Source organism: Ensifer sp. 4252 (assembly GCF_050434565.1).
Taxonomy (GTDB): Bacteria; Pseudomonadota; Alphaproteobacteria; order Rhizobiales; family Rhizobiaceae; genus Ensifer.
This window is the reverse complement of the sequence record NZ_JBNDIU010000024.1, coordinates 1-23973: the sequence shown is the minus strand read 5'-3', so window position 1 is coordinate 23973 and position 23973 is coordinate 1. Positions and strand designations below refer to the sequence as shown.

General features: G+C 58.1%; 28 protein-coding genes and 2 pseudogenes. 16 read left to right on the top strand and 14 right to left on the bottom strand.

The window, feature by feature from the left end; genetic code table 11:
- Positions 1 to 54: 54 nt before the first annotated feature.
- Positions 55 to 582, bottom strand: coding sequence for an Hsp20/alpha crystallin family protein (locus ABIE33_RS29725; protein ID WP_429131886.1), 528 nt, complete (start codon positions 580 to 582; stop codon positions 55 to 57).
- A gap of 348 nt (positions 583 to 930) precedes the next feature.
- Between ABIE33_RS29725 and ABIE33_RS29720 the strand changes: the two genes are divergently transcribed.
- The 3 genes from ABIE33_RS29720 to ABIE33_RS29710 all read left to right on the top strand — a co-directional run bounded on the left by ABIE33_RS29720 (position 931) and on the right by ABIE33_RS29710 (position 2131).
- On the top strand, positions 931 to 1191 hold the full coding sequence (locus tag ABIE33_RS29720; RefSeq protein ID WP_429131751.1) for a hypothetical protein: 261 nt from the start codon (positions 931 to 933) through the stop codon (positions 1189 to 1191).
- Between the two features lie 225 nt (positions 1192 to 1416).
- On the top strand, positions 1417 to 1857 hold the full coding sequence (locus tag ABIE33_RS29715; RefSeq protein WP_429131749.1) for a universal stress protein: 441 nt from the start codon (positions 1417 to 1419) through the stop codon (positions 1855 to 1857).
- 58 nt (positions 1858 to 1915) lie between these two features.
- Complete coding sequence (locus tag ABIE33_RS29710; RefSeq protein ID WP_429131747.1) at positions 1916 to 2131, top strand: hypothetical protein; 216 nt, start codon at positions 1916 to 1918, stop codon at positions 2129 to 2131.
- Between the two features lie 223 nt (positions 2132 to 2354).
- On the opposite strand, the gene ABIE33_RS29705 is transcribed toward ABIE33_RS29710, so the two are convergent.
- Together ABIE33_RS29705 and ABIE33_RS29700 are read right to left on the bottom strand one after the other, a co-directional pair.
- Complete coding sequence (locus ABIE33_RS29705; protein ID WP_429131745.1) at positions 2355 to 4241, bottom strand: heavy metal translocating P-type ATPase; 1887 nt, start codon at positions 4239 to 4241, stop codon at positions 2355 to 2357.
- 144 nt (positions 4242 to 4385) lie between these two features.
- Positions 4386 to 5222, bottom strand: a complete 837-nt coding sequence (locus ABIE33_RS29700) for a universal stress protein (protein WP_429131885.1) — start codon at positions 5220 to 5222, stop codon at positions 4386 to 4388.
- A gap of 232 nt (positions 5223 to 5454) precedes the next feature.
- Here ABIE33_RS29700 and ABIE33_RS29695 point away from each other — a divergent pair.
- Together ABIE33_RS29695 and ABIE33_RS29690 are read left to right on the top strand one after the other, a co-directional pair.
- Positions 5455 to 6087 (top strand): annotated as a pseudogene (locus ABIE33_RS29695) (MgtC/SapB family protein); the annotation flags it as partial.
- Between the two features lie 151 nt (positions 6088 to 6238).
- The gene (locus ABIE33_RS29690; protein ID WP_429131743.1) at positions 6239 to 6748 is read left to right on the top strand and encodes a DUF4010 domain-containing protein; all 510 of its coding nucleotides are present in this window, start codon (positions 6239 to 6241) and stop codon (positions 6746 to 6748) included.
- On the opposite strand, the gene ABIE33_RS29685 is transcribed toward ABIE33_RS29690, so the two are convergent.
- The 3 genes from ABIE33_RS29685 to ABIE33_RS29675 form a co-directional block, all read right to left on the bottom strand.
- Complete coding sequence (locus tag ABIE33_RS29685; protein ID WP_429131741.1) at positions 6720 to 7247, bottom strand: N-acetyltransferase family protein; 528 nt, start codon at positions 7245 to 7247, stop codon at positions 6720 to 6722. The two genes, ABIE33_RS29690 and ABIE33_RS29685, sit on opposite strands and share 29 nt — an antisense overlap.
- Before the next feature lie 142 nt (positions 7248 to 7389).
- The gene (locus ABIE33_RS29680; RefSeq protein WP_429131883.1) at positions 7390 to 7863 is read right to left on the bottom strand and encodes an NUDIX domain-containing protein; all 474 of its coding nucleotides are present in this window, start codon (positions 7861 to 7863) and stop codon (positions 7390 to 7392) included.
- A 50-nt stretch (positions 7864 to 7913) separates the two neighbouring features.
- Positions 7914 to 8588, bottom strand: a complete 675-nt coding sequence (locus ABIE33_RS29675; protein ID WP_429131739.1) for a BON domain-containing protein — start codon at positions 8586 to 8588, stop codon at positions 7914 to 7916.
- A 135-nt stretch (positions 8589 to 8723) separates the two neighbouring features.
- Between ABIE33_RS29675 and ABIE33_RS29670 the strand changes: the two genes are divergently transcribed.
- Positions 8724 to 9179, top strand: coding sequence for a pyridoxamine 5'-phosphate oxidase family protein (locus ABIE33_RS29670; protein WP_429131737.1), 456 nt, complete (start codon positions 8724 to 8726; stop codon positions 9177 to 9179).
- Positions 9180 to 9264: 85 nt separating this feature from the next.
- Here ABIE33_RS29670 and ABIE33_RS29665 read toward each other — a convergent pair whose 3' ends face one another.
- Together ABIE33_RS29665 and ABIE33_RS29660 are read right to left on the bottom strand one after the other, a co-directional pair.
- Positions 9265 to 11151, bottom strand: a complete 1887-nt coding sequence (locus ABIE33_RS29665) for a PAS domain S-box protein (RefSeq protein ID WP_429131735.1) — start codon at positions 11149 to 11151, stop codon at positions 9265 to 9267.
- Positions 11148 to 11906 carry a Crp/Fnr family transcriptional regulator gene (locus ABIE33_RS29660; RefSeq protein WP_429131733.1) on the bottom strand — a complete coding sequence of 253 codons (759 nt, stop codon included), beginning with the start codon at positions 11904 to 11906 and terminating at the stop codon, positions 11148 to 11150. The genes ABIE33_RS29665 and ABIE33_RS29660 overlap by 4 nt, the downstream gene beginning before the upstream one ends.
- Before the next feature lie 139 nt (positions 11907 to 12045).
- Between ABIE33_RS29660 and ABIE33_RS29655 the strand changes: the two genes are divergently transcribed.
- Entirely contained in the window at positions 12046 to 12777 is a 732-nt protein-coding gene (locus tag ABIE33_RS29655) for a response regulator (protein WP_429131731.1), read from the top strand.
- Here ABIE33_RS29655 and ABIE33_RS29650 read toward each other — a convergent pair whose 3' ends face one another.
- Positions 12778 to 13215 (bottom strand): hypothetical protein, encoded by a 438-nt coding sequence (locus tag ABIE33_RS29650; protein ID WP_429131729.1) that lies wholly within the window; start codon positions 13213 to 13215, stop codon positions 12778 to 12780.
- 286 nt (positions 13216 to 13501) lie between these two features.
- Here ABIE33_RS29650 and ABIE33_RS29645 point away from each other — a divergent pair, with 286 nt between their 5' ends.
- Both ABIE33_RS29645 and ABIE33_RS29640 read left to right on the top strand, forming a co-directional pair.
- Entirely contained in the window at positions 13502 to 14491 is a 990-nt protein-coding gene (locus ABIE33_RS29645) for an ornithine carbamoyltransferase (RefSeq protein WP_429131727.1), read from the top strand.
- 82 nt (positions 14492 to 14573) lie between these two features.
- On the top strand, positions 14574 to 16184 hold the full coding sequence (locus ABIE33_RS29640; protein WP_429131726.1) for an MBL fold metallo-hydrolase: 1611 nt from the start codon (positions 14574 to 14576) through the stop codon (positions 16182 to 16184).
- 207 nt (positions 16185 to 16391) lie between these two features.
- Here the strand turns inward: ABIE33_RS29640 and ABIE33_RS29635 are convergent, their stop codons facing one another.
- The gene (locus tag ABIE33_RS29635; RefSeq protein ID WP_429131724.1) at positions 16392 to 17102 is read right to left on the bottom strand and encodes a GMC oxidoreductase; all 711 of its coding nucleotides are present in this window, start codon (positions 17100 to 17102) and stop codon (positions 16392 to 16394) included.
- A gap of 279 nt (positions 17103 to 17381) precedes the next feature.
- Between ABIE33_RS29635 and ABIE33_RS29630 the strand changes: the two genes are divergently transcribed.
- The 7 genes from ABIE33_RS29630 (at position 17382) to ABIE33_RS29600 (ending at position 21256) form a co-directional block, all read left to right on the top strand.
- A complete protein-coding gene (locus ABIE33_RS29630) occupies positions 17382 to 18383 on the top strand; it encodes a helix-turn-helix domain-containing protein (protein WP_429131722.1) in 1002 nt (333 codons plus the stop codon).
- Between the two features lie 146 nt (positions 18384 to 18529).
- On the top strand, positions 18530 to 19279 hold the full coding sequence (locus ABIE33_RS29625; RefSeq protein ID WP_429131720.1) for an SDR family oxidoreductase: 750 nt from the start codon (positions 18530 to 18532) through the stop codon (positions 19277 to 19279).
- A gap of 59 nt (positions 19280 to 19338) precedes the next feature.
- The gene (locus ABIE33_RS29620) at positions 19339 to 19887 is read left to right on the top strand and encodes a flavin reductase family protein (protein WP_429131719.1); all 549 of its coding nucleotides are present in this window, start codon (positions 19339 to 19341) and stop codon (positions 19885 to 19887) included.
- Between the two features lie 210 nt (positions 19888 to 20097).
- Positions 20098 to 20382: a DUF1330 domain-containing protein gene (locus tag ABIE33_RS29615; protein WP_429131717.1), complete on the top strand. Its 285-nt coding sequence runs from the start codon at positions 20098 to 20100 to the stop codon at positions 20380 to 20382.
- Between the two features lie 91 nt (positions 20383 to 20473).
- Positions 20474 to 20776 carry a putative quinol monooxygenase gene (locus ABIE33_RS29610; RefSeq protein ID WP_429131715.1) on the top strand — a complete coding sequence of 101 codons (303 nt, stop codon included), beginning with the start codon at positions 20474 to 20476 and terminating at the stop codon, positions 20774 to 20776.
- Positions 20722 to 21042 (top strand): SDR family NAD(P)-dependent oxidoreductase, encoded by a 321-nt coding sequence (locus ABIE33_RS29605; protein ID WP_429131713.1) that lies wholly within the window; start codon positions 20722 to 20724, stop codon positions 21040 to 21042. The genes ABIE33_RS29610 and ABIE33_RS29605 overlap by 55 nt, the downstream gene beginning before the upstream one ends.
- 43 nt (positions 21043 to 21085) lie before the next feature.
- Positions 21086 to 21256 (top strand): SDR family oxidoreductase, encoded by a 171-nt coding sequence (locus tag ABIE33_RS29600; protein ID WP_429131881.1) that lies wholly within the window; start codon positions 21086 to 21088, stop codon positions 21254 to 21256.
- 56 nt (positions 21257 to 21312) lie between these two features.
- On the opposite strand, the gene ABIE33_RS29595 is transcribed toward ABIE33_RS29600, so the two are convergent.
- The 4 genes and pseudogenes from ABIE33_RS29595 to ABIE33_RS29580 form a co-directional block, all read right to left on the bottom strand.
- Positions 21313 to 21747, bottom strand: a complete 435-nt coding sequence (locus ABIE33_RS29595) for a DoxX family protein (RefSeq protein WP_429131711.1) — start codon at positions 21745 to 21747, stop codon at positions 21313 to 21315.
- A gap of 179 nt (positions 21748 to 21926) precedes the next feature.
- A pseudogene (locus ABIE33_RS29590) lies at positions 21927 to 22593 on the bottom strand (SDR family oxidoreductase).
- Between the two features lie 11 nt (positions 22594 to 22604).
- Positions 22605 to 23051 (bottom strand): ester cyclase, encoded by a 447-nt coding sequence (locus tag ABIE33_RS29585; RefSeq protein WP_429131708.1) that lies wholly within the window; start codon positions 23049 to 23051, stop codon positions 22605 to 22607.
- 25 nt (positions 23052 to 23076) lie between these two features.
- A complete protein-coding gene (locus tag ABIE33_RS29580) occupies positions 23077 to 23850 on the bottom strand; it encodes an SDR family NAD(P)-dependent oxidoreductase (RefSeq protein WP_429131879.1) in 774 nt (257 codons plus the stop codon).
- Positions 23851 to 23973: the final 123 nt, after the last annotated feature.

Genomic DNA, 23973 nt, shown 5'->3' with positions numbered 1-23973 from the left:
GTGCGCTCCGCTCCGCAAACGCACTCGCGCGTTTGCGGAGCGAGAAGCTCGCTATCAGTCTGTGTTTATCTGGATCTTGCGCTCGTCCTGCCGTGCTTCCTCGGCTTTCGGCAGCGTTAGCGTCAGAACGCCTTTCGAGAAGGTGGCGGCGATGTCGTCGATTTTGACGTCCTCGGGAATCTTGAACGTGCGGCGGAACGAGCCAAACCGTCGTTCCGACAGAACGTAGTCCTTCTCCTTCTCCTCCTTCGCTTCCTGCTTCTCGCCGCGGATCGTCAAGATTCCGTTCGAAACGCTGACCTCAACGTCCTTTTCCTCCATTCCCGGAAGTTCGGCGGTCATCTCGTAGTTGTTTTCCTTTTCGATCAGGTCGACGGCGGGAGCGATTACCCAGTTGGACAGAAGAGGCGCTCGACGGGTGAGGCCGACTCCAAGAGGGCGGCTCCAGAAGTTCGGGGGAAAATCGTCGAATAGTCGGTCGATTTCGGCCCGAAGGCTCTCAAATGGAAGCCATGCTTCGGTGCCGCGCTTGATCGCCTTTTCTTCTGGTTTGGTGGGCATTGGGGTTGCTGGTTCAGCCATGACTGGTTCTCCTTCGGATAAACAGGGCCGCGACGCCGAGGCGCGAACCCTGTGGACTTCCAATTCCCTCGAGCGGGTAGTCACTCGGCTATCGATCTATGACGCCACATCCAGAGAAACGTGCATTGATGCGCGTCAAAGAAATGCGCGGCCCAAACCGATCTCATTTTCCTCGTTTGACGACGAGCGATGCCGCTCGCTTGAGGGATGTACTTCCAATCGATTGATGGTGATCTTTCCGTCAGCACGAGCAAACAACGCACGCTTCGTCTCGCACAAGCCGCCGTCCAGAGCAGGCTGTTGCCGACGAGATGCTAACGGTATCCCGCGCCGAAGGCGGTTGATGGCTTGATCTACGAGGGGCAAGCGCAGTTCAACGCCGAAACGATAACCGTTGCCGACATTCCCGAAACGCGGACGAAAGTAATGCTGAAGCATGCCGATCCGAAGTCCGCGTCGCGCTGGTGGAGGTTACCCGCAGACCGTATCGGCCCTGTAGGGATGGAATTTGTGATCACCATCTCCATCCAGATACACTCGATGGCGCTCGTCTATATCGATCGCCTCACGATCAGGCGGACAGGAAAAACCCTTTCTCCCTCCCAGTGAGTTGAATTGTCTATGTTGTGAACCCACAAACGCGACGTCTGAAAATGACGTTTTTCGGAAGTTCCGTCGCTGTCGACCGAACCCACGCCCATGACTCAAGCTTGTCATTCATTTTATTTTTGCTTGCTCACGAGTAAATAAGCCAAAGCTAAATTACTTGATCTGGGTCAATGTGGCTCAGGGCGATGCGGCTACCTTGATTCCGATTTCAATCGGGAGGCTTTCATGTTCAGCAACATCCTCATACCCACCGACGGCTCACCGCTCGCGACGCTGGCCGTGGATGCCGCCATCACATTCGCAAAGGAAGTGGGCGCGAACATCACCATCTTTATCGTGACGGAACCTTTTCACCTCGTTTCTCTAGATGCGGAGCAGGTCAGCAACACCCGCGCGCAATATGAGGCGCTTTCCGAGGTGCATGCTGCCGAGACGCTTCGCGCCGCTCGGACTGGGGCCGAAGCGGCCGGCGTTCGCTGCGTGGCCGATCATTCCAGCGCGCACGAGGTTAACCTGGAGATCATCAGGAGAGCGGAGGATATCGGTGCCGATCTCATCATCATGGCTTCGCACGGCCGCGGCGGTGTCGGCGCCTTGATCATCGGCAGCGTTGCAGCCAAGGTTCTTACGCATTCGAGCATCCCCGTCCTGATATACAGGAAATAGCAAGAAGACAGGGAGACTGGCATACGTCGTAGTGAAACAAAATCGTCCGGATTTCGAAATGCTCGCGAGCGCAGACTTCTGGGTCGGCCTTGTCATCCTTGCACTGGTAATCCTGCAGATACTGGTACGCGTAGCCAAACCGGCGGCAACCTCCCGGGCCTTTGAAATGGCAGTGCAGGCGATGCTCACCTTGTTCTACTTCATGCTTCTGGCGGATCCCGCAAGTGGGCTGCAGCGGCTTATATCGCTGACGAGTTCGGCGATATCCACATGACTGCAAAGCCGGTGTTCATCGCCCTGAGCTGGTTGCACGCGGTCCCACGAGAGGCGTCAATATCCGTACAACGATAGGGTTGGCCGACGACTAGGGGGCTGCGCATTACGATCGAAAATTGGGCCGGCTGTGGTCAGCGTGTGGTGATCAGGTTTTGAGGCAAGGCGATGGCATAGACCGAAGCCCGATCGGCGACCCTCGCTACCTTCCGGAAAATATGCACTTACGAAATTGCCGGGGCAGGCGAGGCTGATCCTTCGGTGGAGGAAATGTTTGACGGCCCGCTCAAGGCTCGCAAGGCGTTGACAATCACCGCGATGTCTATCCCTTCCTGCAAAAGGGCGCCGGCGACCGGAGTGATGTATCCAAAGGCCGCGAAGACCATCGCGATCCCCGACAATGCCAGACCGGCAACGATGCTTTGCATGGCGATTTGCCTTGTGCGCCGCGCGATCATGACAGCATGAGGTACGCGATCAATCCGATCGACCAGGATCACGACATCCGCAGCTTCTGACGAGGCGGTCGCCCCGCGAGCACCCAGGGCGATGCCAATATCAGCCGCAGCCAGTGCCGGCGCATCATTGATCCCGTCACCCACCATCATCGTCGGCTGGCGACGCTGTTCGGCCGCAACCGCTGCAAGCTTTTCAGCCGGACTACGATCGGCATAGACCTCATCGATCCCAAGGGAAGATCCAACGACGCTGGCGGTCAAGGCGTCGTCGCCGGTGACCATGATGATACGCGAAATGCCGGCTGCATGAAGCTGAGCCAATGCGGCCGGCGCTTCACGGCGGATTGCGTCGGCCAAAACGAGGAATGCAGCGATCCGACCGTCCACGGACACATAGATTGCGAGTCCCGAACTGCCTTCCCTAGCCGATGCAACCGAACAAGCCCATGGCGGTGCCTCTCCGTCTCCAAGGACAAGGGCACGCGACCCGGCACGCACATGCCTACCCTCGACAATGCCCTCCAATCCGGAGCCGCGAAACTCCCGGACATTTGTCGGCGATGACAGTGGCATTCCCTTTGCTCGCGCCAAGGCAACGATGGTCTCGGCCAGAACATGGTGTGAGGCCTGTTCGAGGGACGCGAGAAGGCGCAAGATTTCTTCGGCGTCGCTATTTGGCGCCGTTTCGAAAAAAGTGATGCGCGCCCCGCCTTCGGTTAATGTCCCTGTCTTGTCGAAAATGGCAGTGCGGACAAGGGCAAGCGCCTCGAGCGCGGAGCTTCCTTTCATCAGGACGCCCGCGCGTGCGGCGCGCGAGACGCCGCCGATGAAGGCAACGGGTGCGGCGAGTATAAGGGGACAGGGGGTTGCGACAACGAGCACGGCGAGTGCCCTGATGCGATCGCCCGATAGCCACCACGCAAGACCTGCAACGAGAAGCGCCGCCGGCAAAAGCAGCAGGGCGAAACGATCGGCCATTCGGATGAACGGTGCCTTGGCGGTCTGTGCCTCTTCGACCATGCGGACAATGCCGGCATAGGTGCTCTTACTGGCCGGGGCAGACGCTCGATAGTGTAACGCTTCGCCGGCATTGACGGTGCCGCTTCTAAGCTGTTCACCCTTCCGCCGAATTTCCGGCAAAGGCTCGCCGGTCACGGCGGACTCGTCAAGCTTGGCCCGTTCATCAAGAAGATGTCCGTCTACGGGCAACAGCTCGCCGGCTCTTACCAGCAAGTCGTCACCTACGACGATCGCCTCAGCCGCAATGTCCGTTACTTCGCCCTCAGCGACCTTGTGGGCAATACGGGGCGTTCGATCACGAAGCGACCTGAGGTCGCGTTCGGCTTTGCCGCGTGCGTAGTCTTCCAGCAGGTTGCCGCCGGTATACATCATGGCGACCACCACACCCGCGAGTGGCTCCCCCATGGCGATCGAAGCTATCATCGCAACGAGCGCTATGGCGTCCACACCCATGCGCCCGACCAGGAAATCGCGCGCAATCGTGACAGCGAGCGCTGCGACGACCGGAACCGTCGCGGCGCTCCAAATGAGGTCGGGTGCTAGCGGCCAGCCGAAGTATTGAACCAGCAAGCCGGCAAGCATGCCTGTAAGAGCGACCGCCAGGAATGAAAGGTGGAAGAAACCCGCTCTCATGCAACCCGCACCTCCCGCTGTCCATTCAGTGACTCAGGCGATTGTGCCACAATAGAGCACCGTCGCGGCAGTCCCCATTGACCGCTCGATTCCGAACAGCACGCCAAGCGTCCCATCAAGCAGCAGGCTTCGCTCAGCAGTTGTTCAATGTACCATGAGAACCGGCACTGACGCGGTCTCGAGCATCGAGCGGGTTACCCCGCCAAAGACCCGCTCGCGCATTCTTGAATGGCCATAGGCGCCCATCACCATCAGCTCGGCCGAGGCGTCCTGGGCAAATCGGTTCAGCACCTCGTCAATGCTCTGCCCCCCGCTTGGCAACCGCTCGACGGCGACCGAGACGCCATGTCGAACAAGGTATGCCGCAATGTCGGCGCCGGGTTCTTCGCCGTTGCGACCGTAGCTGGCGCGGGGATCCACCATCGTGACCTGCACGTCATCTGCGCCTGCCAGAATGCCCATTGCCTCGCGGGCCGCCCGAGCCGCCTCGAAACCCGAATCCCAAGCCAGCACGACTTTTTTCGGAGTAAGTGTCGCGGTTTTGCCTCTGGGCACGATCAGTACCGGACGTGCGGAACGAAACAACGCTCCGTCGAGTGTGCGGGAGCGTAGTTCGGGATCGGCCATCAGCCCATCGCCGACAAGCGTGAGATCGCAATAGCGCGCCCTCTCTCCGATTTCGTCGTCTGCCCAGGCACTTTCTGTGTACATCGTGGCGACGTCGAAGGATATTCCCGTCTGATCCAGGATCGCTTTTGCCTTTTCCACACATGTCTCAAGCCTGACGATATCGCGCTGCCTTTCATCGAGCCAATCGACGGACACAGCGGCTGCATATTCGCCAATTGGCGGAGGTGACGCGAGTTTGACAATCAACAGTGAAAGATGGGCGCCGACGGAGGCACAAATTTCGGCTGCAGAGCGCAGGCTCTGCTCTTTGTGATGAATGCTGAAAACAGCGAGAATGGTTTTATAAGTCATCGCAGTTTCTCCCGATGGTTTGCCCAAGGGCCAATCTCGTCGAATCTAGCCGTGGGCAGGACGTGCGCATTGATCCGCGTCAACCGGGGGCCACGACAGTGGGTTAAGGTACCTGGGCAGGTGCCCATTTGCATGGTGGGAGGAAATCGCTCGTCCTGAACATCGCCCCTTGGGCGCAGTGCTGCGCTGTGACAAAGCTTGGCCGCAACTGAGTTCGTTCGGGTGGATTAAGATGGAAGAGCTTATCTTTCGGCTCGGGATTGCCTTGGCGGTTGGCTTGCTTGTCGGGCTGGAACGCGGATGGCGCGAACGGGACGCGCCGGCCGGAAGCCGCACAGCGGGAATCCGCACCTACGGCATAGCGGGTTTGCTCGGTGGTGTCTTTGCGGCCTTGTCGCAGGAGCAGGGTCAGGGGATCATCTTTGCCGCCGGCTTTATCGGGTTCGCGTTCAGTCTTTCCTGGTTCAAGGTCAGAGAAGCCAGACACGATAGGGATTATAGTGTGACCGGCGTCGTTGCCGGGCTGTGCGTCTTTGCCTTCGGCGGACTGGCAGTCTCTGGCGACTATCGTGCCGGCGCCGCAGGTGGTGCTGCCTTGGCAACGGTCCTGTCCAGCCGCGACCTATTGCATGGCTTGCTCCAGCGCCTGACGTGGACGGAACTGCGCTCGGCGCTGTTGCTGGCTGTCATGACGACTATCATTCTGCCTTTGCTTCCGGATCGACCGATCGACCCCTGGGTGACTTCAATCCGCGCGCAGTCAGGTTTTTTTACGGTTCTAAGCGCGGTGATTTCCTACGTCGGATATATCGCGGTCCGTTTGCTTGGGACGACAAAGGGGTTGATCGTCAGCAGCCTTGCCGGCGCACTCGTTTCATCGACGGCGGCAACCGTAAGCTTTGGGCAAAAGGCGGCCGGTGGCGAGCAGCCGTTGCCCTTGGCGAGGCTGCAATGCTGGCAGCGACCGTGTCGCTCCTGCGTGTGTTTATTTTGGTGCTTGTCCATTGGTTGCGCCCATGTCTGCTGCAGCTCTGGTTTTTGCACTCTGCGGCACCGGTTTGCTGGTCAGAGGCAATCTGACACAGGGCTCTCATGTCGTCGCCAACAATCCCTTCAACCTACCACCGCTTTTGATGTTCGCCGCACTGTTTGCGATCACTATGACGCTCAGTGCAGCCTTGGCCAATCGCGCCGGCAATGCCGGGATACTCGTGGTCTCGGCCGTATCGGCTCTTTTTGATGCCGACGTATCGGTACTAAGCACCCTTCGCCTGCTCGGCCATTCCGCAAGTGCCGACATCGACACGTCCGCGATCCTGGTGGCGCTTGTCGCGAATGCGTTTGGCAGGCTGGTGCTCGCGGCCATCGCTTCGCCGCTCGCCTATTGGGGCCAGCTGGGTATTGCGACAATCGTTGCCGGTAGTGCGGTGCGCGGTCGCGTACGCGTTTTTGTGATCGAATGGGCGGGCGGGCCGTGCCAGGAAAGCACGAGACCGTCTAGATGCCTGACTGCAACTCCCGCCTGACGAGGACCAACGTTGGGTCGTCGGGAACCTGGGTTATCTCGAAGCCCATCTCCCGCTCCAGTTTGATCGCGGCCCGGTTCGCACGACTTTCCACGGATTCGATGCTCTTGAGACCCCGGCGCTCCGCATAGTGCGCAATGTGGGAAAGTAGTGTCCAGCTGACGCCAAGGTGTTTGTGGTCCGCGCGCACCGAGAGGGCGACTTCTCCGCGGAGGAGGCTTTCGTCGATCGCAAGAGCCCCAACTCCCACCAGCATATCCGCGGGTGAGAATGCCAGAAAATTGATGCGCCTCGGGTCGTCGGCACGCGTGATCGCCTGTAGCCGTTCGTGTGAGACTTCCGTCATGCCCGACAGGAACCGGAACGAGAGATCCTCAGGCGTGACATGGGCGAAGAAGTCCGCGACAAGCATTTCATCCGCGGGGATCGCTTGCCGAACGCGGAGCTGAAACCCCGATCGTGTGGTCAGGTTTGCCTGGATGTCGCTGGGCACCTGCATGGTATTGTCCTTCCCTGGTTGGCGCCGTTCGCCTTGGCAACAGCACGATCAGCATCTATCGCCGTGTTGGACTTGGGAGCGTCGCTTGCGTTCCTCTTGTCGGTGATCTTACCGACAAACGCGATCGGCGTTTTGACGGCGGTCAAGGACGAACGCCGGTGGTCAGCATTTTTTCGAGCCGATCAAGCAGAGGCAATTGGCCAATATTGATCCTACCGCGCGCCTCGGCAAACGTGAACCAATCGGCTCGGTCAACTTCGGGAAATTGTTGAATGCATCCACTTCGCGGCGGCCATTCCAAGTCGAAAGCGTTGCTTTGAAGCCAAGATGTTGTGGAATCGACGGCTGCGGCATAAGCCACGATGATCTTGCCACTTTTCTGGCGGACCTCTCCAAGACAAAATAGGGGCTCGGTCAAAGCTCGGCCGGTTTCCTCCTCGAATTCGCGCCGGGCCGCATCTTCGGCTGCCTCGTCAGCACCATATTCGCCTTTAGGGATAGACCACGCGCCGCAGTCGCGGTTGCTCCAGAAGGGTCCACCTGGATGCACCAGCAAGACGCGGGGCAAGCCCAGGTCGAACTTGTAGGCGAGAATACCGGCGCTCCTCTTCGGCAATTCATTGACCCTCACTGCAATGGATCGCATCCCTTTCCCGCAGAGCTTGCTCAGGTGGACAGACCGTCCCGTTGGTCGTCGACGAGCAGTCGATCCTCAACAACGGTGACGCCACGGGCCGACCAAGCTGCCCTCTCGGCCAAAGCGCGCTCGCGAAGCGTCCGTACGCTGCCGCGCAACGTGACTTGGCTGCCGGAGGTCTCTATCCGGATGTCGTCAGCATCGATCTCGGTGGTTCGTCTCAGTGCCTCCTCGATCTCCCGCGCCATGGCAAACCGGTTGACGCTCCGGCGGATCTCGAGCTGATTGCTCAAGCCCGTCACCCCGGCGAGCTGCCGCACAGCGGCATCGGCGGCTGTGCGTTGGAAGTGCCAATCGACCATGCCCTTGAGTATCACGAATCCCCGCCTGACCGTCACTTCGATATCCCGTGGATTGGACACCGTGGCGGCCCATGCAAGTACAGCGAGCACGCGGCTGGCGATCTCATCGTCTGACCTACTCTGATGTTCAGGCAGGCGAACTTCAAGCTCCAGGGCAATGGCCCTTACACCCAGCATGCCGCGAACAATCCGCTCAACGGTGTGTTTCTCCATGAAGCTTCGCACATGGCCGCTCAATGTCACGATGCCGTGATCGACGGCAATGCCGATACAGGCGGCATCGATGCTTGGCTCATATTCGAGTTCGTCGATAATATCCTGTCGAAGGCTGAGGTCATTCATAGCGCTTGTCCCTCACTATGATTCTGTCCATGGAAGAATACCGGCGCCGTCCATGCTGTCATTGCGCGGCATCAATGCAAGCGTTCGCTTCTGTCGCCATGGTTGAAGGCGAGCGGTTTTCGGAAAGGAAAGGCCATGTTCGTCAGAGAGATGTCTCATCACGAATGCAGCAGCCTTGTCGGCGCTTCTCACGTCGCACGGCTTGCCTGCTGCATGGATAACGATCCCTATGTGGTCCCGATCTACTATGCGATGGCTGGAAATTGTCTCTACAGCTTCTCGATGCCGGGCAAGAAGATCGAATTGATGCGGACCAATCCCAAGGTCTGTGTTCTGGTAGAAGAAATGGCTGGCCCGCGCCAATGGCGAAGCGTCGTGATCCATGGGCAATTTCAGGAACTCTCACCGGAAGGCCAATGGCGTCGGGAATACCTCCATGCGTGGTCGCTGCTCGAAAAACACACCAACTGGTGGGAGCCTGGCGGCCTGAAGCCGACTACTCCGGAGATCGCATCCGGCTACAAACATGTGTTCTACAGCATCGATATCGCCGCCATGACGGGGCGGCAGGCATGCGATCAGGACGAATGAAGTCTTCCCTTGTCCAGAGTTGCGAGCGGTTGTGCCGTGACATAGAGCGACCGAGGTCAGATTCGCCATGGCCGCGTCAGCATCTTCAACTGTCCAGCAGTTTGCGCAGCCTACTTTCCAGTTCACGTGCTGTATAAGGCTTCGCCAACCATTCCTCATCGCCAGACAGTTGGCGACCGGATATTGTTGGCTCGGCGTAGCCGGATGTGAAGAGCACCTTGATATCCGGCCGCAACAACCGTGCACGGCGTGCCAATTCGTCACCGGTCATCCCACCCGGAATGATAACGTCCGTAAAAAGCAACGCTACCTCCGGATGCTTTGCCAGGAGGCTAAGCGCTTCGGTGCCGGCGGCTGCTTCAACGATACTGTATCCCGCCTGACGAAGGCGGGCGACGACCACGCGGCGGACGCGGGATTCGTCCTCCACCACGAGAATTGTCTCGTGTCCTTGAGGCAGCACCGCGTCGGCCACGGGGACGTCAGCATCACTTGAGATCTTCAACCTCGGAGCTGCAGGCAGATAGAGGCGGGCGCAAGTACCGCGTCCCGGTTCGCTGTCAAGTTGGATATGGCCGCCCGATTGCTTGACGAAACCATAGACCATACTCAGGCCGAGTCCGCTTCCAGCGCCAACAGCCCTTGTTGTAAAGAACGGTTCGAAGGCGCGCTGTCTCACCTCGTCAGTCATGCCGACGCCGGTGTCGGTGACGGTGATGAGGATATACTGACCCATGCGTGCTTGCGGGTTCATAAGGACATAGCCACGGTCGAGGGTCGCAGTGGATGTCTCAATGCTGACGCGTCCGCCATCGGGCATGGCATCGCGCGCGTTCAGCGCCAAATTCAACAAAGCGTTCTGAAGCTGCGAAGCGTCGACAACGGCCGCATTGGCGACACCGGTGGTTGCTGTGCGCAGTTCGACAGTTTCGCCAAGTGTTCGAGCCAGCAATTTTGAGAAATCTGACACCAGTCCGCCAACGTCGACGATCTTCGGATTGAGCGGTTGCCTTCGTCCAAAGGCCAACAGTTGGGCGGTTAGTTTTGCGCCGTCATCCGCTGCGACTTGGGCATCCCTCAACAGATCGAGCAGCTTATCATCGCCGATGCGGGCCTCGAGCATCTCCAGATTTCCGGTGATGATCGTTAGCAAGTTGTTGAAATCGTGCGCCAATCCCCCGGTCAATTGACCCACGGCTTCCATCTTCTGTGCTTGTCGGAGTTCCTCTTCGGTCCGCTGGCGGCTGGTGAGGTCTCTTATGAAGCCAGTGAATATGCGTTGGCCATCGGCGTTCGCCTCGCCGACGGACAATTCCATCGGGAAGCTCGATCCATCCTGGCGCAGGCCCGTCACCACGCGACCGATGCCAATAATCCGACGCTCGCCGGTGCGTAGATAGTGTTCGATATAGCGATCATGTGCGTCCCGATCGGGAGATGGCATCAGCATTCGCACATTCAGGCCCCGAACGTCCTTTTCCGTGTATCCAAACAGGCTTTCGGCCGCGGCGCTGAACGATATGATTTTAGCATCTTCATCGATGACCACCATGGCTTCTGGCACGGTGTCGAGTATCGACCGCAGATGTGCTTCCCTGGCGGCAAGCTCCGACTGCGTTTTCCGCAGGCTGGTAATGTCGGTGTCTGTCTGCACGATCATGTTAGTCGGTCCTAGTCGCACCCAGCGTGTTGCGACGAACACGAAACTGGAATCACGGTGTGTATGTCTCAGTTCACCGCTCCACCCCCCTGATGAGGCCAAGTGGGCATGGATTACCTCCGGTGCGATCGGAAACGAGGTGTTCAGCAACTTGCTCGCGATCTGTCCCTTCGCCTCATTGCGCGACCACCCGTAAAGCTGCTCGCATCCTCTGCTCCAACGGCTGATCGTCCCGTCGCTTGCGTGCACAATGACGTTCGCGTCGTCAAACACCTTGAGGATTTCGTCAATGCGGTTGTCGATCATGTTCATCCATTGCGTTTTGCGGATCCCCCGCCTGGCGGCGTATTAAACGTCGAGGGAGCAAACCATGTCTCGCATTCCTCACCCTCAGCGATCGAGCGCAGCGCATCCATCCTCAAGATCGTAATGATATGTCTGTCCGGAGTAGCGACAATACCGCTGTTTGAAAGTTTGGTCGTGGTGCGCGAGACAGTCTCGATCGTCATGCCGAGGTAATCGGCGATATCCTGCCTTGTCATTGGAAGATCGACAGCCATATGCTGTCCGATACGATGGCTTGCCATACGGAGAAGAAAACTTGCCAATTTTTCATCGGCGCTTCTCCGCGACAGCAGCACCGCCTGATCTTGTGCTGCCGACATTTCATCGCAGAGTCTGGAAAAGAGCAGTTCCCGCAAGATCGGTTGACGAGCGATCTCGACCTCAAAAAGATGGCGGGGAAAGCGGCGCAACTCTACCTTTGTCACGGCTTCGACGGTGTAGACGTACTGGTCCTTGAAGGAAACTCCCAGGAGATCACCGGGGCGCAAAAAGCCGACGATTATGCGGCGACCGTCGCTCAGTAAGCGGATAGCGCGCACCATGCCAGAAACAACTTCGAAGATCTGGGTTGCCTTGTCTCCTTCCCAGAAGATGCTTGTTCCCGCCGCGAAGTGTTCACGCGACTGGTGAGCAAAGAGAGACGATAGCCCGGCTGTACCAAAGGGAGCATCTTCAATCGAGATATGATTTGTTGGCTGAACCAGCCTTAGTGGCATGTTCATCAGACATCCTCCTTGATCGTGACCGATCAAGTTGATGCCCAACGCGTGACGGGCGGACGACAAACATGCTAGACTTCGTTCAGGTCTGTAACAGAGTGCAACCGCTCGCGGCACTTGGCCGCTGACAAGGCGCTTCAAAATGCTCTCCCGCAAGCAGCCGGACCATGTTCTTGTCGTCGACGATGACGAGCGAATCCGCCAAATGCTTGATCGGTACCTTCAAGATGAAGGGTTCCGAGTAAGTGTCGCAGGCGATGGCCGTGCAATGCGCGATTGCCTGGCGCGTGGCGGTATCGACGTCGTGCTTCTCGACGTGGTCCTTCCCGACGCAGATGGGTTTGCCCTCGCCCGCGATCTTCGCGCCCGATCAGACATTCCGTTTATCATGCTGACCGGACGCAACGATGTGGTCGATCGGGTCGTCGGCCTGGAACTCGGCGCAGATGACTACATCTCCAAACCTTTCCATCTTCGCGAATTGCTTGCACGGATCAAGGTTGCGTTGCGTCGCCGGCTGCCGGTCGGCGGTGGCCGGACTGAAGTCCAGGAGGAAGAAGTCTTTTGCTTTGATGGCTATCGTCTGGACTTGGCGCGACGCGAACTTTTGTCGCGTGCGGGAGAGGAGATCCGGCTAACAACAGGTGAGTTCGACATGCTTTGTGTCTTCGTCAAACATGCCGGCCGTGTGATGGCGCGCGAAATCCTGATGGATCTTACGCGTAGTCGAAATCTGGAGGCATTTGACCGAACCATCGATGCGCAGGTTGCGCGGTTGCGCAGAAAGATAGAAGAAAATCCCGCCAATCCTTCGCTGATCAAGTCGGTGCGGGGGGTGGGATATGTCTTCAGTGCCCGACCGGTACGGCAATGATCACGCCGTTATGGGTATGACGATACCCTTTCGAGGATCAGATCCTTTCTCTGGCCACACATTCGGGTCGATGTTTGCGACAATCATGTAGCTGCAGTTGTCTGCTCGGCCCATCGCGTTCAAATGACTCAGAAGTGCGTTCGAGACGCCGACAGTGTCGGCAGCCGTTGCCACAATAAAAACGGGCACATCGAGTATGTGGCCATAGTTCGTGTCGCTGCCCGGACGGGCGATGCTGATGCCCTGAACATAGCCGATTGAGTTCTCGACAGTGACGATGGAGCCATGTGTGGATGCAACATGTCGCCGGTTGAAATCACGTTCGCAGATGGATCGCCATTGCGCGAGATCGATCGGATACTCGATGATCTCAATCAGGCGGTACGCCTTATCGACCTGATGACGCAGGATCGGTCCGGTTCGATATGCCATTGCCATTACCGCCTCCCTGATGTCGTCTCGGTCAATCCGCATCTCACGTGGCGCCGGCCTGAGCCATCAAAGATTCCTCGAGCACTTGACCCCAGCCTGTGCCCGCAGAGGATCGGGCAATCGTCCAGAAAGATCATTGACGCCGGTCAATGCCGTTGGTGTTGGTCTGTGGTTTGTTGGATTTGTCGTCGGTGGTGTGACTGCGAAAGAGCAAGAATATCCAAGGGCAATTTGGGGGTGCTCAATCGGAGCAGTCCAGTTTCGGTTCAATCATGGGAGGTACTTAAACACTATGTCGATCAATCTCCATGGCCGTAACGTACTTTCAGTGGAGGCGCTCGACCCAGGCGAGTTGCGGTTTCTTGTGCAGTTGGCCGGCGACCTGAAGGTTGCAAAACGCTGTGGTAGTGAACGCCAGCACCTTTTCCAAAAGAGCCTGGCATTTTTGCATGAGCGTGAATTGCCATTCCTGCGTGCGGCGTTCGAGCTTGCGGCCTACGATCAAGGCGCCCATGTCGTCTGCATCGGGCCGGACCAGTATGCGAAAGCAGCGCCCGATGAAATCAGGCAAATGGCGGGCATGCTGGGAAGAACATTCGATGCAATCGAATGCTGCGGGCTTGCCGACGATGTCATGGCTGCCCTTGCCGAACGGGCGGGCATTCCTGTCCACAATGCCCTGTCACAGCATTGCGATCCTTGCCAGCTTGTGGCTGACTTCCAGACCATGCGTGAGTTCACGCATAAACACCTCTCAGACTTGACGTTGTCGGTGGTTGGAAACGGTCGGGTCAGCGGCGCTCGATCGCTGGCGATGGGTGCTGCGAAGGTGGGGATGGATTTCCGCCTCGTGTCCCCCAAGGAACTGTGGCCGGATCATCAATTTATCGATCGTGTCAAAGCCGAAGCATGGAAAAACGGTGGCAAGTTTGCCGTTCTGGAAGACATTGCGGCCGGCGTGCTCGATGCGGACTTCATTTACGCCAGTCGCTGGGTTTCCCACGTGGAGGACAACGCCCGTAATGACCGCGCCGTTGAACTCCTTATGCCGTTCGGCGTCAGAATGGCGACACTTGAGGTGACCGGCAACCCGCATTGCAAGTTCATGCGCTTCGTGCCCGATTTCATCTGTCATCATGCGCACAAGTCAGCAAGCGACGAAACTGGCTCGCCGGACGCATCCAGGAATGTTCTGGAATCGAAGGCTTCCATTGTTCTCGACCAGGCTGAAAACCGCATTCACGCCACGAAGGCAATCCTTGTGGCGACGCTGGCGCATTAACCGGCCGGCACATCACGCGGCGAAAAAAAACGCGGCGACCTTGTTCAGCAGGGCCGCAGTCTATCCTCAGGAGGCATGTGAGATGCCGATGGACCCCACCATTCACTTTCACGGTGCCGCCGGCGCGGTGACCGGATCTTGCCAGCTCATCGAGACGTCGGATGCAAGAATACTTGTCGACTGCGGCCTGTTTCAGGGTTCAAAGACCGAAAAGGAACTGAACTACCGGCGGTTCCCGTTCGAGCCCAATGATATTGATGCCGTCATTCTGACCCATGCGCATATCGACCATTCCGGCCTGTTGCCGAAGCTTTCGAGCATGGGCTACAGCGGGCCAATCTTTGCAACGCCTGCGACCATCGATCTGTGTTCGGTCATGCTTCCTGATGCGGCCCATATTCAGGAGAGCGAGGTTGAATATCTCAACCGCCGCAATCAGAGGCGTGGCAAGCATGCTGTCACGCCAATCTACACCGCCGCCGATGCTGCAAGAGCCATTACGTTGTTCCGCCAGGTTCCGTTGGGAAGATGGCAGAAAGCTGCCGAAGGCATTCGCTTTCGTTTTTGGGATGCCGGTCATCTGTTGGGCTCTGCATCTGTTGAGATGGAAGTCGAAACGGCGACGTCTCCTCGGCGCCTGCTTTTCTCAGGTGACATTGGGCCCCGTCACAAGCTGCTGCAGTTCGACGCCGACGGCCCCAGGGATCTGGATTACGTCATATGCGAAAGCACATACGGTGCGGTCGATCGCGACGATCTCACCGATGAGGATCGCCGCCGACAGTTGCGCGACGAGGTGCTTGCTGCAGACCATCCCAACGGAGCGCTCATCGTGCCATCGTTTGCGGTGGAGCGGACACAGGAACTGCTTACGGACCTCATCGTTCTCATGCGTTCCGGGGCAATCAGGACCTGTCCGATCCTGATCGACTCGCCCCTGGCGACACGCGCCAGCGAGGTCTTCGAAAAACATGCTTCAGAGCTTGAAAACGGCACGTTGTTGTCTGGGGCGATGCGGGCGAAGAACGTGCGTTTCACCGAAACTGTCGAGCAGTCGAAGGCGATCGACTTTGTCAAGGGCTTCCATATCGTGATTGCAGCCAGCGGAATGTGCGAAGCCGGCCGGATACGTCATCGACTGAAAAACTGGCTTTGGCGCGAGGAGGGCACCGTGCTCCTCGTCGGCTATCAGGCAGCCGGTACCCTCGGCCGAATTCTTCAGGATGGTGCAACGGTTGTCCGCATTCAGGGAGAAGAAATCACCGTGCGTGCCCGGATCCGCAAGCTGGATATCTATAGTGGCCACGCTGACGGTCGCGAATTGGCGGAATGGGTTCGAGCGCGCCAACCGATAAAGAGGGATGTCTTTCTGGTCCATGGCGAGGAAGCCGGGCTTGCTGGCCTCCAGGAGCGCCTGGCAGGTTTCCTGTCAGAGGAGACGCTCATCCAGCCTCGTCTCGATTCAGGCTTTGTCCTCGGGCCGGAAGGAGCGTCGGCAATTGCCCAGGCGCTGTTGCCGCCAAGGATCGATCCTATAAGGACGGGCCGCAATGACTGGCACAATGATTTCCAATCCCTCGTTCTTGACCTGCGGGATCAACTCGATCGTGAGCCGGGTGACAGGGCGCGAAGGGCGGTGTTGCGTAAGATGAGGCGTGCTTTTGATGCTTCGGAAAGCGAGGAGCACGGATAATCCGCTTGCATTGCTCGGCAACGGCGATCTTTCAGTTTTCAAGTCGGAACGAAACGAGGTCGCTGTCGTCACCAAAGTCGATAGATTGGCGGCCGCGTTTTTCGAACATGCCAGATAGATCTCCCAAACCTCCAAACGACCTGTCGTCCGCTGTCTAGCAAGCAAAGGGCGACAATCATTTTCATGTCCTAACCTTGCGCAAGCTCCCTATTCAAATGATCGGCCAATCGAATTGCAAGAGACAGGATCATCAACGTCGGATTGGCGTGACCGCTGGTCGGGGAACACCGAGCCGCCGCCGATGTAAAAGTTGTTGATGCCATGAACTCTGCAATTGACGTCAGCAATACCCGTTTTCGGGCTCGTCGACATGCGCGTCATACCAAGCGTGTGCGCCATATCGATGATGACGAGATCCTGTGTTCGCCGTTCTGTGGCCCAAGATTCTAGTTTCGGGGTGGGGAGCTCTGCACGGGCGAGAGCTTCATGCGATAATTCGGCGATCCTGAGCAACGTTTTGTATTCGAGGTCGCTAATGCGCCAATCGATCTTGGCGAGCGCTACGGCGAACTTGTCCTTCCGCTCACTGAGGCTGACCCTGCTCGCCGGATTTGGAACCTGCTCGCAGATCGCTTCTAGCGCAACCCAGATAACTTGTGGGGCAGACCTCGGGACTGGAACTCGTCGGCGACTAGATTTGGCGAAAGCATAATCGCCGTGTTGACGATAAGATCCTTTAAGACCTTGGGTGTGCGGTGGTCCGAAAGGATCTTCATACCAATCCCCCTGCCGATGAATCCCGAGCCGGCGACGGAAAGAACATGACGTCCGACATTGTCGCTGCGCGAACGCAACAGCATGGTGGGCTTCGCCATTTACAACGAAGGTGTGGGCGGCGTTTCGCTTTCTCGGGATCATTGGGCTCGAAGTGTGATCGTAAAGGGTGGACGGTCGGAGAAATGGGCAATGGTTCGAGAGCAGCTTTCTACCGGCCACCCCGGAGTTCCCCGTAGGATATTATCGGCACATGAGTTGTCTTGTTATGATCGAGGAGGGATTCTTTCCCCGGCTCCTGAAACCAAAGACTGCGTTGCATCATTTAGAAGGGTCATGGGCGCAGATGTGAACAGGGGTTTCACAGAACGCTCGCTCGTCAAGCACGAGGGCGCGGCTTCATGCCTTCTCACAAAGGGGTTCATGTTGGAAATCGCAGATGCCACAAAATCGGAAGCACTCCCGCCCATCCCCGACCGCGTTGGAGACGGGCGCCACGCTGCGTCGCCCGCCGCTCTCCTAGACGAAATCACACCGGATCGGACTTCCGCCCTTGGTCTTGAGCAATATATCGCCGGTCGCACTCTTGTGAGCGGGGACAGTCCAGCATGGGCCGATATGTTCGTGCAGGTCTACTCCCGGCACAAAAAGCAAGAGCCGTTTCTTGTACCGGCCGTAGCCGAACCGCTCATCGTTTGGGTCATGTCAGGGGAGGCCATCGTCGAGGAACGAGACTTGGATGGAGAATGGGTCGCCAATACCGTAGCAGTCGGCAACTTCTTTTTGACCCGCTCTCCGACACCTTATGAGATGCGTTGGCGCGCGACCGGCCCGGCCCCTTTTGAGGTGATGCACCTTTATCTTTCAGTTCCTCTCTTCGAACGTGTGGCAAATGAGGTCGTTAGCGGCGATGCGCCTCCCGCGCTGCGTGATGTATCCGGCGGCAAAGACGAGCAGCTCTCGCATCTTCTGGCGTTGGTTCATCAGGAACTTACCGCTGAAGGCAAAGGCAGCCAATTGTTCGTCCAGGGACTGGCACAGAGCCTGGCCGTCCACCTCATCCGTAACTATGCGTCGAGCGAGACCGACATCGGCCGGCAGACAGCACTTCCAGGCTTCAAGCTTCGACGGGCCATTGCCTACCTCGAAGACCACCTGGCCGACCCGTTCAATCTCGCTCAGCTGGCCGAAACAGTTGGCATGAGCGAATTCCATTTCAGCCGTCTGTTCAAGAAGGCAACAGGCCTTTCGCCCTCCCGATACTTCATCCGCCAGCGCGTCGCGAAGGCACAGCAGCTCCTGCAGGAAACGGACACGAGCATTATCGAGATCGGCATGTCCGTCGGCTATTCGAGCCCAAGTCACTTTGCCCAGGTCTTCCGCCGCGAGACGGGCCTGCCGCCGAGCCACTATCGTCGAGGCTAGTGTTACGACGGGCTTGCGATTTGAGCAAGATCGCGACAGGTCGAGCAAGGCCCCGTGAGAAGGGCCGGCGTGAAACACTTAGGTTCCTCCTTGTCGAAACGAAACGCCCACCGCGGTGGTGGGCTTCAAGACAAGGAATGAAGACAATGACCAACCTCAACGGAAAGATTGCACTGGTAACCGGCGCGTCGAGTGGCATTGGCGCTGCTACCGCCGTAAAACTCGCCGAAGCTGGCGCAAAGGTCGGCCTCGCGGCTCGCCGCACCGAAAAGCTCGAAGAGCTCAAGAAGCAGATCGAAGCCAAGGGCGGTGAAGCTCTGGTGATCGAGATGGATGTCGTAGACACGGCGTCGATCGAAGCAGGCGTCAAGAAGCTTGTCGATGCCTACGGCTCGATCGACGTCCTCATCAACAACGCCGGCCTGATGCCGCTCTCTGATATCGACCAGTTCAAGGTCGATGAGTGGCACCGCATGGTGGACGTGAATGTGAAGGGCCTTCTGAACACGACGGCTGCCGTTCTTCCGCGGATGATCAAGCAGCATTCCGGCCACATCTTCAATATGTCGTCGATCGCTGGTCGCAAGGTCTTCAAGGGTCTCTCGGTCTACTGCGCGACGAAACATGCGGTTACGGCTTTCTCTGACGGCCTGCGCATGGAAGTCGGCCAGAAGCACGGCATCCGTGTCACCTGCATCCAGCCTGGCGCTGTCGCAACCGAGCTTTATGACCACATCACCGATCCGGGCTACCGCAAGCAGATGGATGAGCTTGCTGGTCAGATGACCTTCCTCCAGGGCGAGGATATCGGCGACACGATCGTGTTTGCCGCTCAGGCCCCGGCTCACGTCGATGTCGCCGAGCTGTTCGTCCTGCCTGTTGAACAGGGTTGGTAAAAGCCGGCCCTAATGGGGACCCCGCCTAAGCGCGGGGGCTCCCCTCGAGGGAGAAAACAATGAAGGAAATACCTGCATCTCAAGCCTATCGTCTTCTCGAGCCAGGACCCATTGTCTTGGTCACGACAAGTCAAAATGGAAAGCCAAACGTGATGACGATGGGCTTTCACATGATGATCCAGCATGCTCCGCCGCTGATTGGATGCGTGATTGGTCCCTGGGACCACAGCTATCGAGCCCTTCGGAACACTGGCGAATGCGTGATTGCTGTTCCCGGTCTCGATCTCGGTGAGACGGTCGTTGATGTTGGAAACTGCTCCGGCGACCGTGTCGACAAGTTCCAGAGGTTTGGCCTCAAGACACGGCCTGGCAATGACGTTTCCGCCCCCCTCATCAATGATTGCCTCGCAAACATCGAGTGTCGGGTCATCGATACCACCCTCACTGATCCCTACAACCTCTTCGTCCTTGAGGCGACGAGGGTCTGGATCAACGAAGACCGCAAAGAGCGCCGGACGATGCATCATCGGGGTGACGGCACCTTTACTGTCGACGGTGGCACGCTCTATCTCAAGGACCGCATGGTGAAATGGCGTCATCTTCCCTGACAGGCGCCGTTCACGACAAATCTCATCATTTCCGGTATCAGAAGGAGGTGGCATGAAAGAGACCGCGTCCGCTGAGAGAACGGATCACTGAGATGCCGGTGAAGACCATTGAGCCGATCGGCAAAAAAGCCGGTCAGAACAAAACCGAACCCAAGGAAAGCCGCCAACTCAAGGCGTTCTGCCCCTTGCGTTCTTTCATTGGAGACAGTCATGTCCGCATATCTCGTTGTCGATCTCGACATCCACGATCCCCAATCGATCGAAGACTATCGATCCAAGGCATTGCCGCTTGTCGCAAGGGCAGGTGGGCGCCTCATCGCTCTCGACGCCGAGCCGCTTGAGCTCGAAGCCTGGCAGGCGTCCAACATACTGATCATTGAGTTTCCCGACAAGCAAGCGATCCGCCAGCTGTTCGCTTCGCCAGAATACGCACCGCTTGCGGCCCAGCGCCAGGCGGCTGCAGGCTCCCGTATCATTGCCCTTGCCGGGGTCTGAAAAGAGCGAGATCCCGACAGGGTCCGCAAAAGGCCGCGAGGTCGTCTTTTGCGGGGTTTCATATCGGCCTCACTGAACAAGGAGACCCGAAATGGCTGAACTGACCAACGTGGCCTACTTCACCGCAAAGCCGGGCCGCTCACAAGATCTCGGCGACGAACTACTTCAGCTCGTCGCCTCTTCCAGAAGGGAAGAAGGCTGCCTTCGCTACGAGATCCACCAGTCCAAAGACGTCACTGACGTCTGGATGGTGATCGAAGACTGGCGGCATGCCTCCGACTTCAAACTGCACATGAGCGCGGATTACGTCCAGGCCTTCGTGGAGAAGGTCCCGGACCTGTGCGTCGAAGACGTGGAAATCTGCGGGTACCAGCAACGGTCTCCGCAGGCCTGAAACAAGAAGAGACGAGTGATCAGGATTGGGAAGAGTGTATAGCCTCCGATCTTTCCGGCGTTTTCTACGTGAGCCGGGCTGCAGTCCCGTATCTGAAGGAAACGAAGGGCTCGATCGTCAATATCGGCTCGGTGTCATCTCTTGGCGGCGGTTGGAGCCATGCCGCTGACAATGCTGCGAAAGGTGGCGTCGCCAATCTTACACGCTCTGCAGCCTGCGATCTCGGCAGTTTGGCGTCAGAGCAAACACCGTCGCTCCGGGGCTAACGGTCACGGGGATGGTGGACGCGATCATGGATGATCACGCGCTCTGCAAAAAGCGTGGGACCGTATCCCATTAAGAGGCCCCGGCCAGCCGGAAGAGATTGCTGCCGCGGTTGCCCTCCTTGCCAGTGACGAAGCCGCCTGGATTACCGGTATCATCCTGCCAGTGGACGGCGGACAGACCTGCACGGACGGCGGCCCCGAGTGGGGCAAGTAATAACGAAAAAAGCCCGGGCTCCCCGCCCGGGCTTCGGCCTTTTACTGATCGTCTGACTAGCGGCGGGCGTCAAGGCTATATCGTCCCGCGCCGAACGCCACCACTTGCAGCAGGCCGCCGGCCATGGCGATGTTTTTGAAGAAGTGGATGAATTGGTTTAGGTCGCCGAGGTTGTTGTGGAAGGCTAAGGCGGTCGCAACACTGAACACGGCGAGGATCAGAGCAACGATCCGGGTGTGGAAGCCAAGGATGAGAGCGATGCTGCCGACGATCTCAGTAAGGATTGCGGCGCCGTAGGACAGAGACGGGAACGGCAGGCCAACCATGTTGATGTAGCCGATCGTACCAGCCGGATCGGAAATCTTGCTGACGCCGGAAAGAAGAAAGATTGCTGTCAGAAGGAAGCGCCCGACAAGCGGCGTCACACCGTTGATAAGGGCCGATTGGGAAATCGTTTCAACACGCTGAGCGATTGCATCGGAATAGGACATGAATGTTCTCCTGAGTGGGGGCGTAGCCACCGTGGCTGCGTCGTGAGAAGAAATTGCCACCAACCAACCCAACGAAAAAGCTGGATAATATCGCGGATAATCGTCGGTATTTTCGAATAGTAATGCCAGGAAAAACCCACGCTCTTGAGGGCGCGGGTCCGACTTCAGGGCTGTGTAAATCAGATGACAGATAAGAGGCCACCATCAACCAGCATGGCTGTGCCCGTGACATAGCTCGACAGGTCCGAGCCAAGATAGGCTACGGCATCTCCAACTTCCGAGGGCCTACCAAGCCGCCGAAGCGGCGTCCTTTGGCGGAAGCCTTCCGAGGCCTGCGCAATCCCGGGGCTTGTTCGAAGAAGCTCCGTGTCGATCGTACCGGGCGCGACCGCGTTCACGCGGATACCGTCCGGCCCAAGAGCGTCGGCCAATGATTTTGCCATCAGCACCACACCGCCCCTGAGCCCCGAACAGCGGGCCGTCGAGATTGACGGACATCAGTCGGCGGTAATCCTCTTCAGGGACCTCGGCACCATCCGTCTTGAGGGTGATGCCAGCATTGGCGACCATGATGTCGACGCCCCCGAATTCCTCGGCTGCAGCGACCAAGGCGTCATTGTCAGCCTTACGGCTAACGTCCGCTTTCACGAAGACGGATTGCGCTCCCAGCTTCTGGATCTCGGAGGCGGTCGGTTCACCGCCTTCGCGTGGTGCCTCGACGACGTCAGAGACGATGACCGCTTTCGCGCCATGCTCGGCTGCCCGAATGGCGATGGCACGGCCGATACCGCTTGATGCGCCGGTTACGATGACGACCTTGCCGTCAAGAATGTTACTATTGCTCATGATGGTGATCCTTAAATTTCCGGCACTTTTGGAGCCGAGGGGGGAAGGGCGTCGAGCTGCTGCAGAAGGTAGTAGAGGTTGGCGACACCCCAATGCTCGACAATCTTGCCGTTGCGGATGCGCATGGCATCGACGGTTTCGAACTTGATCTTCCGGCCAGTCGGCTCGATGCCGAGAACCACGCCTTGGTGAGTGCCGTGGTAGGTCTTGAAGGTCGTGACGATGTCGCCCTCGACCGCCTGCCAGTGGATCTCTGCATGGAAATCCGGGAATGCTTCACGCAGGGCGTGGTAAAGGCGGCGCGCACCGTCCTTGTCCGGCGTTCCGCCTGGCTGCGGCGTGTTGTCGAGAAAATCGTCGGCAAACAGTTCGTCGAAGAGCTCGAAATTGCCGCCGGACTGCACTTCGAGCGTGTTGCGGCGCACGACGGCTCTTAAGGCTTCATGCTGGTCTGACATGGGATGATCCTTTCTAGGTTCGGTGTCAGAGTTCAAAACCACCGATCGTCATGCCGCCATCGACGGTCAGCATGTGTCCGGTGACATAGGATGCGGCGTCAGAGGCGAGCCAGATCGCGGCCGCCGCGATTTCTTCTGGTCTGCCGCCGCGTTTGGCGGGGATGGCATTTTGGGCAAGCGCCGCAAAACCTGGGTTCTGCTGGCTGTTTGCCGCAACCATCGGAGTTTCGGTCCAACCGGGCGCAATCGCGTTGACGCGAATACCGTGAGCGGCATTTTCCATGGCGACGACACGGGTAAGGCCGTGAACACCGTGCTTGGAGGCCGCGTAAGCACTCATGCCGCCTGGACCTGTCAGGGCTGCAACAGAGGCTGTGTTGATAATCGCGCCACCGCCACTGCGCTTGATAAGCGGGATCTGGTATTTCATTCCGAGAAAGACGCTCTGCAGATTGACGGCTATGACCCGCTGGAAATCCCCGATGGGATAGTCCTCGATCCGCTTCGCCGGCCCAGTGATACCGGCATTGTTGAAGGCTGCATCAAGCCGGTCGGACGTGGATCGAATCTGCTCGATCCAACCGACCACCTGAAGTTCGTTCGATACGTCGAGTTCGGTGGTGAACGCCCGGCCATCTTCAGCGCGGATCAGTTCGGCGGTTTCGGCCAGTCCGTCGGCATTGCGATCGGCGATATGCACAGTCACGCCCTCCCGGGCCAGGCCGCGCGCGATGGCGCGACCAATTCCGGAACCTGCGCCAGTGACCGCGGCGACCTTGTTTGAGAACAGCGAGGACATGGCTTCTCCAATGAAAGAACGCAAGGGACAGAACGCCTTGAGTTGGCGGCTTTCCTTGGGTTCGGTTTTGTTCTGACCGGCTTTTTTGCCGATCGGCTCAATGGTCTTCGTTCCGCTGGACAG

Bases quoted from the DNA above. Each gene is read 5' to 3' on its own strand.
- ABIE33_RS29685 (WP_429131741.1), bottom strand. From the start codon at position 7,247: ATGCAGGTGCCCAGCGACATCCAGGCAAACCTGACCACACGATCGGGG.
- ABIE33_RS29595 (WP_429131711.1), bottom strand. From the start codon at position 21,747: ATGTCCTATTCCGATGCAATCGCTCAGCGTGTTGAAACGATTTCCCAA.
- ABIE33_RS29615 (WP_429131717.1), top strand. From the start codon at position 20,098: ATGTCCGCATATCTCGTTGTCGATCTCGACATCCACGATCCCCAATCG.
- ABIE33_RS29635 (WP_429131724.1), bottom strand. From the start codon at position 17,102: ATGATCCCGAGAAAGCGAAACGCCGCCCACACCTTCGTTGTAAATGGC.
- ABIE33_RS29640 (WP_429131726.1), top strand. From the start codon at position 14,574: ATGCCGATGGACCCCACCATTCACTTTCACGGTGCCGCCGGCGCGGTG.
- ABIE33_RS29665 (WP_429131735.1), bottom strand. From the start codon at position 11,151: ATGAACATGATCGACAACCGCATTGACGAAATCCTCAAGGTGTTTGAC.
- ABIE33_RS29630 (WP_429131722.1), top strand. From the start codon at position 17,382: ATGTTGGAAATCGCAGATGCCACAAAATCGGAAGCACTCCCGCCCATC.
- ABIE33_RS29670 (WP_429131737.1), top strand. From the start codon at position 8,724: ATGTTCGTCAGAGAGATGTCTCATCACGAATGCAGCAGCCTTGTCGGC.
- ABIE33_RS29585 (WP_429131708.1), bottom strand. From the start codon at position 23,051: ATGTCAGACCAGCATGAAGCCTTAAGAGCCGTCGTGCGCCGCAACACG.
- ABIE33_RS29725 (WP_429131886.1), bottom strand. From the start codon at position 582: ATGGCTGAACCAGCAACCCCAATGCCCACCAAACCAGAAGAAAAGGCG.
- ABIE33_RS29715 (WP_429131749.1), top strand. From the start codon at position 1,417: ATGTTCAGCAACATCCTCATACCCACCGACGGCTCACCGCTCGCGACG.
- ABIE33_RS29690 (WP_429131743.1), top strand. From the start codon at position 6,239: ATGTCTGCTGCAGCTCTGGTTTTTGCACTCTGCGGCACCGGTTTGCTG.
- ABIE33_RS29580 (WP_429131879.1), bottom strand. From the start codon at position 23,850: ATGTCCTCGCTGTTCTCAAACAAGGTCGCCGCGGTCACTGGCGCAGGT.
- ABIE33_RS29660 (WP_429131733.1), bottom strand. From the start codon at position 11,906: ATGAACATGCCACTAAGGCTGGTTCAGCCAACAAATCATATCTCGATT.
- ABIE33_RS29625 (WP_429131720.1), top strand. From the start codon at position 18,530: ATGACCAACCTCAACGGAAAGATTGCACTGGTAACCGGCGCGTCGAGT.
- ABIE33_RS29655 (WP_429131731.1), top strand. From the start codon at position 12,046: ATGCTCTCCCGCAAGCAGCCGGACCATGTTCTTGTCGTCGACGATGAC.
- ABIE33_RS29610 (WP_429131715.1), top strand. From the start codon at position 20,474: ATGGCTGAACTGACCAACGTGGCCTACTTCACCGCAAAGCCGGGCCGC.
- ABIE33_RS29700 (WP_429131885.1), bottom strand. From the start codon at position 5,222: ATGACTTATAAAACCATTCTCGCTGTTTTCAGCATTCATCACAAAGAG.
- ABIE33_RS29705 (WP_429131745.1), bottom strand. From the start codon at position 4,241: ATGAGAGCGGGTTTCTTCCACCTTTCATTCCTGGCGGTCGCTCTTACA.
- ABIE33_RS29650 (WP_429131729.1), bottom strand. From the start codon at position 13,215: ATGGCAATGGCATATCGAACCGGACCGATCCTGCGTCATCAGGTCGAT.
- ABIE33_RS29645 (WP_429131727.1), top strand. From the start codon at position 13,502: ATGTCGATCAATCTCCATGGCCGTAACGTACTTTCAGTGGAGGCGCTC.
- ABIE33_RS29710 (WP_429131747.1), top strand. From the start codon at position 1,916: ATGCTCGCGAGCGCAGACTTCTGGGTCGGCCTTGTCATCCTTGCACTG.
- ABIE33_RS29620 (WP_429131719.1), top strand. From the start codon at position 19,339: ATGAAGGAAATACCTGCATCTCAAGCCTATCGTCTTCTCGAGCCAGGA.
- ABIE33_RS29675 (WP_429131739.1), bottom strand. From the start codon at position 8,588: ATGAATGACCTCAGCCTTCGACAGGATATTATCGACGAACTCGAATAT.